The 14,379-nt window shown below is 72.3% G+C and carries 6 protein-coding genes; all 6 read left to right on the top strand.

Going from position 1 to position 14,379, the window contains the following annotated elements; all coding sequences use genetic code 11:
* The first annotated feature begins 117 nt into the window (after positions 1-117).
* Positions 118-7,227, top strand: a complete 7,110-nt coding sequence (locus ACWDNY_RS21425; RefSeq protein ID WP_451647377.1) for an amino acid adenylation domain-containing protein — start codon at positions 118-120, stop codon at positions 7,225-7,227.
* The gene (locus ACWDNY_RS21430; protein WP_451647378.1) at positions 7,224-8,408 is read left to right on the top strand and encodes an FAD-dependent monooxygenase; all 1,185 of its coding nucleotides are present in this window, start codon (positions 7,224-7,226) and stop codon (positions 8,406-8,408) included. Before ACWDNY_RS21425 ends, ACWDNY_RS21430 begins: the two co-directional genes overlap by 4 nt.
* Positions 8,405-9,751: a phthiocerol/phthiodiolone dimycocerosyl transferase family protein gene (locus ACWDNY_RS21435; RefSeq protein ID WP_451647379.1), complete on the top strand. Its 1,347-nt coding sequence runs from the start codon at positions 8,405-8,407 to the stop codon at positions 9,749-9,751. Before ACWDNY_RS21430 ends, ACWDNY_RS21435 begins: the two co-directional genes overlap by 4 nt.
* A gap of 11 nt (positions 9,752-9,762) precedes the next feature.
* On the top strand, positions 9,763-10,635 hold the full coding sequence (locus ACWDNY_RS21440; protein WP_451647380.1) for an SDR family NAD(P)-dependent oxidoreductase: 873 nt from the start codon (positions 9,763-9,765) through the stop codon (positions 10,633-10,635).
* Positions 10,632-11,081: a nuclear transport factor 2 family protein gene (locus tag ACWDNY_RS21445; protein ID WP_451647381.1), complete on the top strand. Its 450-nt coding sequence runs from the start codon at positions 10,632-10,634 to the stop codon at positions 11,079-11,081. The genes ACWDNY_RS21440 and ACWDNY_RS21445 overlap by 4 nt, the downstream gene beginning before the upstream one ends.
* A gap of 99 nt (positions 11,082-11,180) precedes the next feature.
* Positions 11,181-14,379 (top strand): type I polyketide synthase (locus tag ACWDNY_RS21450; RefSeq protein ID WP_451647382.1); only part of this gene is annotated, 3,199 nt, incomplete at its 3' end.

The following is a 14,379-nucleotide window of genomic DNA, read 5'->3' on the forward strand; positions in this document are numbered from 1 at the left end:
TGCGACTACCAGGCTGCTGAATTTCTGGATGGGGTCCGAGCCGCCAGGCAGAGTTCATCACCGCCGAACGGCGGCCGACTCCGGGAGCTGAGGGCATCCGTGACGAAGTTCATTCCTTTGACAGCTTATCAGCGCGATATCTGGGTGGCGCACGAGCTGTTTCCCAGCAGTCCGCAGTTCACGATCCACCTGAGTCAGCGATTTAGCGGGGAAATCGATCAGGATCGGCTGCTGGCCGCGGTGCGGCGTACTGTGCGGGCCAACGACGCTTTTCGGCTACGGTTCGAGGAACAGGACGGCACTCCGTATCAGCGGACCGACGGATCACCGCCCGAAGTCCAGGTGGTGGATTTCTCCGGCGACGCCGACCCCTGGGCGAGCTGCGAGGCGTGGATCGCCAACGAGTCCATACGGCCCTTCGACCTGCACGACGGGCCGCCGAGCCGGCCGGCGCTGCTCAAGGAGGGAGCCACCGCCGTCCGGGTCTTTCTCTCGGCGCACCACCTGATCACCGACGCCTGGGGGCTTCACCTGTTCTTCGAACAGGTCAAGCGGCAGTACGCGGGCCTTCGGACGGCCGAACCGCCGAGCTTCGCGGAATGTGTCGCCGACGAGCGGCGCTACCGGTCCTCGGCCCAGCACGCCGAGGACCGGGAGTTCTTCCGGCGGACGCTGGACGCGGTCGAGCCGGCTCTGTTCCCGCGCCGCGCGCCGGCCGGCGCGCGGCGCAGCGAGCGTTACTCCTTCACGCTGCCGGGCGAGCTGACCGAGCGCGTCAGGGAGCGAGGCGAGACGCCGTTCGCGTTCCTCGCGGCCTCGTTCGCCGTCTACCTGTCACGCGTGCACGGGGCCGGCACTGTGGTCCTCGGCGCGCCGCTGTTCAACCGTAGGGGAAAGGACGAGCGACGCACGGTGGGGCAGTTCGCCAACACCCTGCCTCTCGTGGTCGAGGTGGCCGCGGACACCCCATGGCGGGATCTGGTCGCCGCCGTGCAGCGCGACACGCGCGCCCTTCAGCGGCACGAGCGGCTCGCCTTCGGGGACCTGCTCGGCGACCGGCCTGGCCACTCCCGTCAGGTCTTCGACGTGACGCTGTCGTACGTGCAGTGGCCGCAGGGCAGGCCGCTGCCCGGCCTGCGGGTCGAGTCCTCGGGAGCTACCAGGGCCCACGACCAGGACGCCCTCGCCGTCGTCGTCAACGAACAGGCCGGCAGCGGCGAGGTCATGGTGGACCTCGACTACGCCACCGACGTGTTCGACGCCGACTTCCCCATAGAGGCACTCGCCCGCCATGTGCGCACCCTGCTGCTCGGTGGGCTGGAGGACCCGGACCGCGCCGTCGCCGCCGTCCCGATGCTGGACGACGTCGAGCGCACCGCGATGGTCCACGCGGTCAACGCCACGGACCGTTCGTTCCCGGACGACCGGACGCTGCACTCCCTGTTCGCCGCCCAGGCCGCGCGCACCCCGGACCGCACCGCCCTGGTCGAGGCCGCCACCGGCGTCCGTCTCGACTACGCCGACCTGGACGCCCGGGCCGAGCGACTCGCGGCGGTCCTGCGCGCCGACGGAGTGGCCCCGGGCGACCGGGTCGCCGTGCTCCTCCAACGCTCGCGGCACACCGTGATCGCCGTGCTGGCCGTGCTGAAGGCGGGGGCCGCCTATGTGCCCGTCGAGGCCGGCTACCCGGCCGAACGCATCGCCTACGTCCTCCAGGACAGCGGGGTCCGCACGGTGCTGACGGGACCGGGGGCGCCGCCGCTGGACGTGCCGCCCGGGGTCGTCGTCCGGCGCGTGGACGAGGAGTCCGTCCCCACCGGCCCGCTGCCGGTGCCGTCCGCAGCCGCCGGCCCGGACGACCTCGCCTACGTCATCTACACCTCGGGCTCCACCGGTCGGCCCAAAGGAGTCATGGTCGAACACCGGGCCGTCGTGAACCGGCTCACCTGGATGCAGCGCCGGTACCCCATCGGTGCGGACGACGTGATCCTGCACAAGACGCCGATCGCGTTCGACGTGTCCGTGTGGGAGCTGTTCTGGTGGGGCATCGCGGGTGCCCGCGTCGCGCTGCTGCCGCCGGGCGCGGAGAAGGACCCGCGGGAGCTGCTGCGCACCATCGCCGCCGAGCGGGTGACGGTTCTGCACTTCGTCCCCTCGATGTTCGGTGCGTTCCTCGAACTGTTCAGCAGCGAGCTCCGGTTGCGCGAGCAGGCCGCCTCCCTGCGGCAGGTCTTCTGCAGCGGGGAGGCGTTGCCTCCGGAGCAGGTCGCCACCTTCCACCGGATCTTCGGGGTCGACGGCCCGAAGCTGACCAACCTCTACGGGCCCACCGAGGCCACCGTGGACGTCTCGTACCACGACTGCCCCCACGGCGCTCCCGTCGGCCGGGTGCCCATCGGGCGGCCGATCGACAACCTGCGGCTGTACGTCCTGGACCGGTTCGGCGACGCGCAGCCGGTGGGCGCCGCCGGCGAGCTGTGCATCGCAGGTTCCGGACTGGCGCGCGGCTACCTCGGGCGGCCGGAGCTGACGGCCGAGCGGTTCACCGACGACCCGTTCATGCCCGGGAAACGGATGTACCGCACCGGCGACCTGGCCCGTCGGCTCGCCGACGGCACCCTGGAGTTCCTGGGACGCATCGACCGGCAGGTCAAGGTCCGCGGCAACCGGGTGGAGCTCGGGGAGATCGAGCACCGGCTCTCACGGCTGCCCTCGGTGCGGGCCGCAGTCGTCACGGACCGCCCCTCGCCGGGCGGCGTGCAGCTCGTCGGGTACTACGTCGCCGGTGCTCCGATCGATGACGCGGAGATCCGCGCTGGACTGGCCGCCGCCCTGCCGGAGTTCATGATCCCGGCGCACTTCGTGCGGATCGACCGCATCCCGCTGACGCCCAACGGCAAACTGGACCGCGCGGCCCTGCCCCCACCCGTGCCGGACGGCGAGCAGGGCGCGTACGCCGCTCCCACCACCGAGGTGGAGCGGGCCCTGGCCGAGGCGTGGGCCGAGGTGCTGGGCGTGGGACGGGTCGGCGTCCACGACGAATGGTTCGCGCTGGGCGGCGACTCCCTGCTGCTGCTCAGGGTCCGGGCTGCGGCCGAGCGGCGCGGGCTCGGCCTGACGCTGGCCGACATGGTCCGCCACACCACCGTGGCCACCCAGGCGCCGCATGCCACCGCGGGGCGGGTGGCGGCTCTCCCCGAGCCGTTCGAGTTGGTCACGGGAGCCGACCGGGCCCGGCTCAGCGACGAGGGCCTGGTCGACGCCTTCCCGGTGACCCGGCTCCAGCTCGGCATGATCTACCACAGTCGAGAACAGGCCGACTCCCCGCTCTACCACGACGTCTTCCACTACGCCTTCGCCCTGGACGGCGTCGACTGGGACGAGCCCGCCTTCCGTGCCGCCTTCGACCGCCTCGTCGACCGGCACGCGGCCCTGCGCTCCGCCTTCGACCTCACCGGCTGCTCGGAGCCGCTGCAGACGGTGCGGGCGGAGGCGACCGGCGGTCTGCGGGTCGTCCACGTCACCGATACCGACGCGGACGCCGCGATCGCCGCCTGCGTCGCCGAACGGCGCGTCCACCGCTACGACTTCGAGCGACCGCCGCTGTACGAGTTCCGGTCCCATGTCCGCCCGGGGCGGCTGGACCTCGTGCTCAGCTTCCACCACGCGATCCTGGACGGCTGGAGCGTGGCCGTGCTGGTCCGCGAGCTGTTCCAGGACTACCTGCACGGGCTTGACGCCGCCGTCGAGCCGGTGGACGACACACCGCTGCCGTCGTTCGCGGCCTACGTCCGTGCCGAGCGTGCCCGCCTGGAGTCGGCCGCCGACCGCTCGTACTGGCAGCGGCTGCTCGCCGGTGCCGAGCCCGTCCGGCTCGATCCGTACGTACCGCACGAGCCGCCTCGGGAACCCGGGTTGCTCGTCCGGCACGTCGAACTGCCCGACGGACTGGCCCGCGCACTTGAGGACTTCACCCGGCGGCATGCGGTGCCGATGCGGCTGCTGATGTTCACCGCACACTGCCTGACGCTGCGGATGCTCGCCGGCTCCCCGGACGTCACCACCGGTCTGGTCACCCACGGCCGACCCGAGGTGGCCGGAGCCGACGGCATGACCGGGCTCTTCCTGAACACCATGCCGTTCCGGCTGGAGAAGCTGGAGAGGAGCGACGGCTCCTGGCTCGACGTGGTGCGTGCAGTGGTCCAGCAGGAACAGGAGTCCTTCCCTCACTCGGCCTACCCGCTCAGCGCCATCCAGACCGATCTGGGCGGCCCCGTCACCGAGACGGCCTTCAACTTCGTACGGATGCACACCCTGGAGGCGGTTCTCGGGCACGGGAAGGTGACCCTGCTCGACCTCGCCACGTACGAGGAGACCAGCCTCGCGCTGCTGGCCAACGCGATCGTGGATCCCCGTGACGGGCGGACCCTGCGGCTCAGGTTCGACTGCGACGGGCGGTCGTTCAGCCCGGGGCAGGTGGACCGGCTCGCCGCCGTCTTCCAGCGGATCCTCGGCCGGATCGTCGAACAGCCGGACGAGACCGTCGACTTCACCTTCCTGACGGACCCGCTGCCCGCCCCCGCCGTGCTCCCCGACCCGGTGGACGTGCTCACCCTCATCGACGAGCAGATACGGCTGCGGCCCGATGCCGTGGCCGTCACCTTCGGCCCGGTCACTTGGACGTACGAGCGGTTGGGCCGGGCCGCCGACCGTGTCGCTGCGGAACTGGCCGGGCTCGGCGCTCCCGTCGCAGTGCCGGTGGGCATCGCGATGGACCGCTCCCCGGAGACGGTCGCCGTGGTGTTGGGCGTGCTGCGCGCCGGAGCGGTCTGCCTGCCGCTCGACGTGTCCTATCCGGCTGAGCGGCTGGCGCGCATGATCGAGCGGGCGCGGCCGTTCCGGGTCGTGGCCCATACCCGGCACGCCGGACTCGTACCGGACCCGGCGCTGCGCCTGCCGGTGGAGTCCCTGGCCCTGACGGGAGCCGTCGACGACGGGCCCGGGGCGGGCGCGCGTCGCCGGGTCGGCCTCGACGACCTCGCCCTGCTGCTGTTCACCTCGGGCTCCTCCGGTGAGCCCAAGGGAGTCGAGCTTCCGCACCGGCTGTGGGCCAACTACGTGCGCTGGCAGCTGGACGCGGCCACCGCGGCGGCGGGGGATCGCACGCTGCAGTTCGCACCGCTCAGCTTCGACGTGTCCTTCCAGGAGATCTTCTCCACCCTCGCCGGCGGCGGCACCCTCGTACTGGTCTCCGAGGAGGACCGGCGCGACCAGTCGGCGCTGCTGCGACTGCTGGAGGCGCAGCGCGTACGGCGGGCCTTCCTGCCGTTCGTCGCGCTCCAGCAGCTCGCGGACGCCTCCGGGGAGCTGGGCCTGCGCCCGTCACACCTGTCGGTGCTGGTGTCCTCCGGCGAGCAGCTGAGGGTGACCGACGAGATCCGCCGCTTCTGCGCGGCCCTGCCGGGCACGGTGCTGGAGAACCAGTACGGGCCGACCGAGACCAACCTGGCGAGCTCCTACGTGATGACCGGCGACCCGGCGGACTTCCCCGCGCTACCGCCGATCGGCCGGCCCATCGGTGGCGCGGAGATGTACGTGCTGGACGAGCGGTTGCGTCCGGTCCCGCCCGGGGCGCGCGGGGAGATCCTGCTCGGCGGGGCCTGCCTCGGCCGCGGCTACCTCGGGCGCCCGGACCTGACCGCCGAGCGTTTCGTCACCGCGCCCCGGGGCGTCCGGCTCTACCGCACCGGCGACCTCGGCCGCACCCTGCCCGGCGGTGACGTCGTGTGGCTGGGCCGCGCCGACGACCAGGTGAAGATCCGGGGCTTCCGCGTCGAACCGGCCGAGGTGGAGCTGGCCATCAGGGCACTGGACCAGCCGGGGATCGAGGGGGTCGCCGTGGTGGCCCGTCGTCGCGACAGCGGAGACTCCTATCTGGCGGCGTTCCTGGTGGGCACCCCGGAGACAGTCGATCTCGCCGAGGTGCGGACCCGGCTGCGGGCCACCCTGCCCGACCACATGGTGCCCTCCCACCTCGCCTGGCTGCCCGCCCTGCCGCTCACCCCCAGCGGCAAACGCGACGACGCCGCCCTGCGCCGCCGTCCCCTCCAGAGCGCTCCCGCAGCCGGGCGCGTCGCACCCCGGGACGCCCATGAGCGTGCCGTGGCGGACATCCTGGGCGAACTCCTCGGCATACCGGCTCCCGGCGTCGACGACGACTTCTTCGAACTCGGCGGCACCTCGCTGACCGCGATGCGGCTGATGGTGGCCGTGGAGAAGCGGTTCGGGGCGCGTGTCCCACTCGCGGCGTTCGCCACCGCTCCGACCGTGGCGGCGCTGGCAGCACGGTTGCGCTCCCAGGACGCCGTCGCCGCCTTCGACGCGGTGGTGCCGATCCGCACCGAGGGAACCCGGCGACCGCTGTTCCTCGTCCACCCGCTCGGCGGCAACGTCCTGTGCTACGTCCGGCTCGCCCGGCACCTGCCCGACGACCAGCCGGTGTACGCCCTCCAGGCGGCCGGCACCGAGCCTGGGACCGAGCCGGTGGAGACGATGAGCGGCATCGCCCGCAGCTACGTGGAGGCGATCCGCCGTATCCAGCCAGAGGGCCCCTACCGGCTGGCCGGCTGGTCCTTCGGCGGCTTCGTCGCCTTCGAAATGGCCTGGCAACTGCATGCCTCGGGGAAGGGCCGGGTGGAGGAGCTGGTGCTGCTCGACTCGATCGCGCCCGATCCGGGAGAGCGGCCCGAGGTCGCTGACCGGGCCATGCTCGAGTGGTTCTTCTGGGAGCTGATCTGGGTCGACCGTGGCGGGGACGCCCCCGTCGAACCGCTCCCCGACACGCTGGACAGCGACGAGGACCGCCTGGACTTCATCGCCGACCGCGCGGCCGCCGCCGGCATCCTCGCACCCGCCACCGCACGCTCGGCGGTTCGCCGGTTGTTCCGCGTCTACAAGGCCAACTGGGCGGCGCTGCGCGACTACCAGCCGGGCCCCCTGCCGATCGACGTCACCCTCGTCAAGGCCACCGGGGAACTGCCCGACGCGCTCAAGCCCATGCACGGCGCCGCTCGTACCCTGCACCGGGACGCCCTCAACGGCTGGTCCACCCTCACCAGCGGGCAGGTCCGTCTGATCAAGGTCCCGGGCGACCATCTGAGGCTGCTCGACGAACCGTACGTCCAGGAAGTGGGCCGAGCCCTCACGGAAGAGAGGCTACCGAAGTGACGCCACGTCCCCCTGTCCGCGCCCTGGTCGTCGGGGCCGGTATCGGCGGCCTCACCGCCGCCGCCACCCTGCGCAGCGTCGGCGTCGACGTCGAGGTGTACGAACGGGCGCGGGAACTCAAGCCGGTCGGCGGCGCGCTGTCGCTGATGTCGAACGCGGTGCTGGCCCTGCGGACCCTCGGTATCGACCTGCGGCTGGAGGAAACCGTAGAGATCCTGGAGCAGCTGCACTTCCGCACCAAGCGGGGCAGGCTGATCCGGACCCTGGAGTTCAAGGACATCTGCGACCGACTGGGCGCCCCCAGCTTCGGCCTGCACCGCGCCGAACTCCAGCGCCTGCTCCTGGAAGCGGTGAAGGACGTCCCCATCACGCTCGGCGCCCAGGCCACCCGCTTCGAGGCCGACGACGACGGCGTGAGTGTGTTCTTCGCGGACGGCACCGAGGCCCGCGGCGACGTCCTGATCGGCGCCGACGGCTTCGACTCGGCGATCCGCCGTACCCTGGTCGGCCCCGAAACGCCCTACGAGCCCGGATACATCTGCTGGGTCGCCACCCCGCACCTGTCCCACCCCGCCATCACCAAGCAGTACGGCGCCCACTACTGGGGCCGGGGCCGCCGCTTCGGCATCGCCAACATCGGCAAGGGCCAGGTGTACTGGTGGGGCACCAAGAACATGCCCGCCGCGCGAGCCCGTGACTGGCAGGGCACCCGAGCCGAGCTCGAGCGGACGTACGCCGGCTGGGCTCCGGAGGTCGAGGCGTGCATCCGAGCCACGCCCGAAGACCAGATCACCGCCTTCCCGGCCCGGGACCGGCCCTTCCTGGAACGCTGGGGCGAGGGCCGGGTCACCCTGCTCGGCGACGCGGCTCACCCGATGATGACGAGCCTCGGCCAGGGCGCGGCCATCGCCATGGAGGACGCCGTCGTCCTCGCCCGTCACCTGGAGGGCGCGAGCGACCTGGTCGGCGCGTTGCGGGCCTACGAGCGCGCCCGGCTGCCGCGCACTCGAAAGACCGTCGCTGCCGCTCGCTCCCTGAGCGCGCTGGAACAGACCGAGTCCTGGCCCCAACTGCTGGGGCGCCGACTGTTCTTCACCTTCGCGCCACGCTCGGTGCTCGACAAGCAGAACATCGAGCTCCTCGACTACCACGCTGTCGTTGCCACGGAGGTGAACCGGTGAAGCCCGCCGCGGAGATCGCACGGCCGTTGACCCCGCTGGAGCGCTGGTACTGGATCTGTGACCAGATCTCCCCGCTCAACGTCATCGGGCATGTCCGCGTGCGCGGACGCCTCCCCGAGGAGGTGCTCGGCCAGGGCCTGGACGCCCTCCAGGCCCGTCACCCCCTGCTGCGGGCCGCCATCCATGCCGAGGCCGACAGGAGCAGGCCGCACTTCGTGCCGATCACCGGACGACCCGTCCCGCTGCGCACCGTCTCCGTGCCCGAGGCGGAGACGGGGGAGCCGCGCTGGCAACGCGAACTGAACGAGCAGGAGTTCAGCGAGCCCGTCGACTGGGCCACCGGTCCACTCGCCCGGGCCGTCGCGATCTCACGGGGCGAAGTCCACGACCTGATCATCACCGTTCCGCACTGTGTCGCTGACGGGACGACCGTGCTGAGCCTGCTGCGCCAGTGGCTCCACCTCGCGGCCCGCTGCCAGACCGGTGAGGTGGGTGGGGGCGCGGTACACGAGTCGGCGCGCGCCCTGCCGGGCCCCGAGGGTCTGCTGCCCCCGGAGTACCGGGGCCTGAAAGGGGCGGCCAAGGTCGCCGCACAGCTGCTGGCCGACCAGTCGGCAGCCAGGCGGCTCAAGCCCAGCCGCCTCGAGCCGAGCCGCAGCGTGCCGTTCCCGCAGCGCACCACACGGCTGATCCACCACGAACTCGACGGGCCCGCAGTCGAAAGCCTCGCCCAGGCCTGCAAGCGCGAACACACCACTGTCCACGGGCTCTTGGCGGCAGCCATGGTGACCGCCGTCGCCGAGGACGCCGGCAGCGGACCGGGCCACCTCACCATCGGCTCCCCCATCACTTTCCGCGAGGCCCTGGAGCCCCCCGTGACGGACGACGAGCTCGGCACGTACGTCGCCACCGTGCCCTCCGTCGTCGCCTACCGGCCGGGGCAGTCACTGTGGCCCATGGCCCGGGCCATCAGCCGCGACCTCGCCCGCCGCCGCAACCGGGGCGAACACCTCACCGCCATCGCGACCATGGGGTTCGTCGCACCCAGGACCGTCGCCAAGAGCGACCGGTTTCTGCGCTTCATGGAGGACAAGGGGCCCATCACCCTGTGCCTGTCGAACCTCGGCCGGTTCGACTTCCCCGACCGGATCGGCCCGTGGCAGGTCAGCGACGCCGAGTTCGTCACCGGCCTCTCGGTGAACGCGTACTTCGTGGCCACCGTCAACACCAGTCACGACCGGCTGGCCTGGAACTTCACCCACGTGGACCAGGCCGTCCCCCGGGACCGCGCCGCACGCATGGCCGACGCCGGCGTCGAGGCCGTGCTGGCCTCCCTCACCTGACAGGAGCCTTCATGTCCACCCGAATCCCCAGCCCTCGCGGACGCGCCGTGGTCGTCACCGGGGCCTCCTCAGGCCTGGGCAAGGCGTGTGCCGAGCACCTGGCGGCAGCAGGTTTCAGGGTCTTCGCCGCGGTACGCAAACCGGGTGGCGAGACGCCCCGCCCCCGGGTGGAACAGCTCGTCCTCGACGTCACCGACGCGGCGTCGATCGCCGCCGCCGAGGACGTCGTACGCGACAGGGTGGGCGGCACTGGCCTGTGGGGACTGGTCAACAACGCCGGCATCTGCGTTTCGGCGCCCCTGGAGTGCCTGCCGCTGGAGGACCTGCGGCGACAGCTGGAGACCAGCGTCGTCGGCCAGGTCGCCACCACCCAGGCCTTCCTGCCGCTGCTGCGCGACGCGGGAGGCCGCGTCGTCAACGTCACCTCCGGACTCGGCAACGTCGCCATCCCCTACCTCGGCGCCTATGCCGCCGCCATGTGGGCCAAAGAGGCGTTCAGCGACGCCCTGCGGCGGGAGGTCGCCCCGAGCGGTGTCCGGGTGAGCGTCGTCCAGCCCGGCGCCATCCTCACCCCGATCTGGGACAAGGTGTCCGACACCGGCTCGCGCATCCTCGACGCCGCCCCCGAGCGGTTGAGGGAGCTGTACCAGGACACCTTCCCGCGCTTCCTGCAGAGCAACGAGCACAGCGCACGCACCAGCAGGACCACCCCGGAGGACTTCGCCCGGACCGTGCTGCGCGCCCTGTCCGACAGGCGACCGCGCACCCGATACGCCGTCGGGCGTGACGCCGCAGTGGGCCGCGTGCTCACCCGGCTGCTGCCCGACGCGGCGCTCGACCGCGCCTTCCGTTCCCTCGTCACCCCATCAGGAGGAACCCTGTGACCAACCCCGCGCCCGACAAGCTCAAGGAGACGTTCACCAAGAGCCTGGCGTTGCTTCAGGAGGGCCGCGTCGAGGAGTGGATCGCACTGTTCGCCCCCGACGGCGTCCTGGAGTTCGTTTACGCCCCGCCCGGATTCCCCACCGTCATGCGCGGCACGGACCAACTGCGCGCCCAGATCAGCATGATGCCGCAGCAGCTCAAGGTCGAGTACGGCGAACCCGTCTTCCACGCCGTGACTCCGGAGGGAGTGCTCGTCGCCGAGTTCCCCGGCGACTGCACCCTGCTCGCCACCGGAGGCCAGTACCGGCAGGACTACCTTTCCGTCGTCCACTTCGAGAACGGCCTGATCACGCACTACCGCGACTTCTGGAACCCCTGGCTGCCCATGGCGGCGGTGGGCGGCGAGGAGGCGTGGAACCAGGCGCTGCAACCACTCATGGGCTGACCCCGCCACCGGCTGCCCGGCGACCCCGACCCAGGCGGCGCCGGGCACCGGTGCGACACGAGACACCCGCGACACGAACGACGAGGGACGAAGGCAGGCATGAGCGACACCACCAGGACCGTTGCCACCCCGGACGAGCCCATCGCGGTCATCGGCATGTCCTGCCGGCTGCCGCGGGCCGACGATCCGGCCGCCTTCTGGCGGCTGCTGCGCGACGGTGCCGAGGCCGTCGGCGAAACCCCCGCCCACCGCTGGGACCCCGCCGCTCTCGGTTCCGCCGACGCGACCGCCCTCTCCCACGGATCGTTCCTCGACCACGTCGACCGCTTCGACGCCGCCTTCTTCGGCATCGGCCCCGCCGAGGCGACCACGATGGATCCCCAGCAGCGCCTCGTACTCGAACTCGCCTGGGAGGCGCTGGAGGACGCCCGCATCGTCCCCGACCGGCTCGCCGGCTCCAGCACCGGCGTCTTCGTCGGCGCGATCTGGGACGACTGGTCCCGCCTGCTGCACGGACACGACCCCGACATCGCCGGCCGGTACGGCCTCACCGGCACCCACCGCGGCATGATCGCCAATCGGGTCTCCTACGCTCTCGGCCTGCGCGGCCCCAGCCTCACCCTCGACAGCGCCCAGTCCTCCTCCCTGGTCGCCGTGCACGCCGCCTGCGCCAGCCTGCGCAGCGGCGAATCCACCCTCGCCCTCGTCGGGGGCGTCAACCTGAACCTGCTCCCCGAGTCCGCCGCCGCCCTCGGCCGGCTCGGCGCGCTCTCAACCGAGGGTCACGTCCGCCTCCTCGACGCCGACGCCGACGGTACCGTGCGTGGCGAGGGCGGTGCCCTCGTCGTCCTCAAGACGCTGCGTGACGCCCTCACCGACGGGAACCGGGTGATCTGCGTCATCCGAGGCAGCGCCGTCAACAACGACGGCGCCACCGACGGCCTCACCACCCCTGACCCCGACGCCCAGCGCGCCGTGATCCTCGCCGCCTGCCGGCGTGCCGCCGTCGACCCCACCGACCTCCAGTACGTCGAACTCCACGGCACCGGCACCCCCGTCGGCGACCCCGTCGAGGCGGGCGCGGTCGGCCGGGCCGCCGGAGCCGGCCGCGCCGACGGACCCCTGCCGGTCGGCTCCGTGAAGACCAATCTCGGCCACCTCGAAGCCGCCGCGGGCATCGTCGGCCTCCTCAAGGTCGCCCTCAGCCTCCGCCACCGCGCCCTGCCGCCCAGCCTCAACCACGTCCGCCCCCACCCCGACGCCCGGCTGGACGTCCACCACCTGCGCGTCCAGACCGAGCACGGGCCCTGGCCCCACCCCGACCGGGAACTGATCGCGGGCGTCAACTCGTGGGGCATCGGGGGCACGAACTGCCACGTCGTGCTCTCCGAGGCACCGGCCGTGCAGGACGCCCCGGCACCGGCGACGGACGGTCTGCCGCGCATCTGGCCGGTTTCCGCCCGTACCGAGGCCGCCTTGCGTTCCCAGGCCGACCGCCTGCACACCCACCTCACCGACACCGACCCCTTGGCCACCCCCGACCAGGTCGGCCACGCCCTCGCCTTCACCCGCACCGCATTCCGCCGCCGGGCCGCCGCCGTCGGCACCACCCGGGCGGAGCTCCTTGACGGACTGTCCGCACTCGCTGACGGAACCGCCTCTCCGCACCTGGTCACCATCGGTGCACCGGCCCCCGGCCCCGCCTCCCTCGCCGTGCTCTTCGGTGGCGGAGGCAGCCAACGCCCCGGCATGGGCGCTGAGCTGTACGCCACCCACCCGGTGTACGCGGCCGCCTTCGACGCCGTCTGCGACGAACTCGACCGCCACCTCCCGCGCCCGGTCCGCCCGTTGATCTTCGCCTGTCCGGACACCCCGGAAGCCCGGCTGCTCGACCGCACCGACTTCGCCCTCCCCGCGCTGCTGGCCGTAGAGGTCGCCCTCTACCGCCTCTACGAGAGCTGGGGCGTGCGCCCCTCCCACCTCACCGGCCACTCCATGGGCGAGCTGACCGCGGCGCACATCGCCGGCGTCCTCACCCTGCCCGACGTCTGCGAACTGGCCGTCGCCCGCGCCCGGCTCATCCAGTCCGCGGCCGGCGGCGCCATGGCCGCCGTCCAGGCCTCGGAGGACGAGGTGCTGGCTACCCTCGACGAGTTTTCCGCCGCCGTGTCCATCGCCGGTATCAACGCACCCGACTCCACGGTCATCTCCGGCGACGAGGACGCCGTCCTCGAGTTGTGCGCACGGTGGCGCTCCCGGGGACGCAAGACCAAGCGCCTCGCGGTCACCGTCGCCGGCCACTCCCCGCACATGGACGGCATCCTGGACGAGTTCCGCACGGTGGCCCGCCGCCTGACCTACTCCCCGCCCCGCATCCCGGTCGTCTCCAACGTCACCGGCACCATGGCCACCGCCGACCAGCTCACCGACCCCGAGTACTGGGTCCGCCACGTGAGGGCGACCGTCCGTTTCGCCGACGGCCTGCACACCCTGCACACCGAGGGCGTCACCACATACCTCGAACTCTCCCCGACCCCCGTCCTGGCTCCCGCCGTCGGCACCTGCCTGGACGGTGAGGAGCGCAGGCCGGTCGTCATCACGGCCCTCCAGCCGGACCGCGCAGACGCGCTCGGCGCGGCAAGTGCCCTGGCCGCCCTGTTCACCGCCGGTCATGACGTCGACTGGTCCGCCGTCCTCCCCCACGGCACCCCGGGCTGCGACCTGCCGACGTACGCCTTCCAACGACGCTCCTACTGGCCGCAGTTCGACCAGTTCGACCAGTTCGACCCGGAGGGGCGTCCGGCTCGTGCGGCGTCGATCACCCCAGGGCCCACGCGGTCGGTGGGGGCCGATGAGGCCGAGGAGGCCGGGGAAGGGCACCCGCTGGCAGGGCTGCGCGGCGAGGCCCTGAGGACCGCCGTACGCGACCTCGTCGAGACGGCAGTCACCGCGGTGGTGGGAGCGGACGACGACGAATCGGAGCGGCGCCCCGGTGACGCTCGAAGTGCGCACCGGACGTTCAAGGACCTGGGCTTCACCTCCCTGCGCGCCGTCGAGATGCGCGACCGGCTGGAGGCGGCGACGGGCCTGCGGCTGCCGTCCGGCCTGCTCTTCGACCACCCCACCGTGGACGTGCTCGTCGACCATCTGTGCCGCACGCTGGCCGGGGATGCCGGGACGTCCGTCACGGTCGTCGGTGAAGCGGTGGCGGTGGATGAGCCGCTGGCGATCGTGGGGATGGCGTGCCGGTTCCCGGGTGGTGTGCGGGGGCCGGATGATCTGTGGCGTCTGGTGGCCG

It is taken from the genome of Streptomyces sp. NPDC003697 (assembly GCF_053587115.1).

What these genes read in the sequence shown, in the direction of transcription:
- ACWDNY_RS21440 (WP_451647380.1), top strand. Translation starts at nt 9,763, where the DNA reads ATGTCCACCCGAATCCCCAGCCCTCGCGGACGCGCCGTGGTCGTCACC.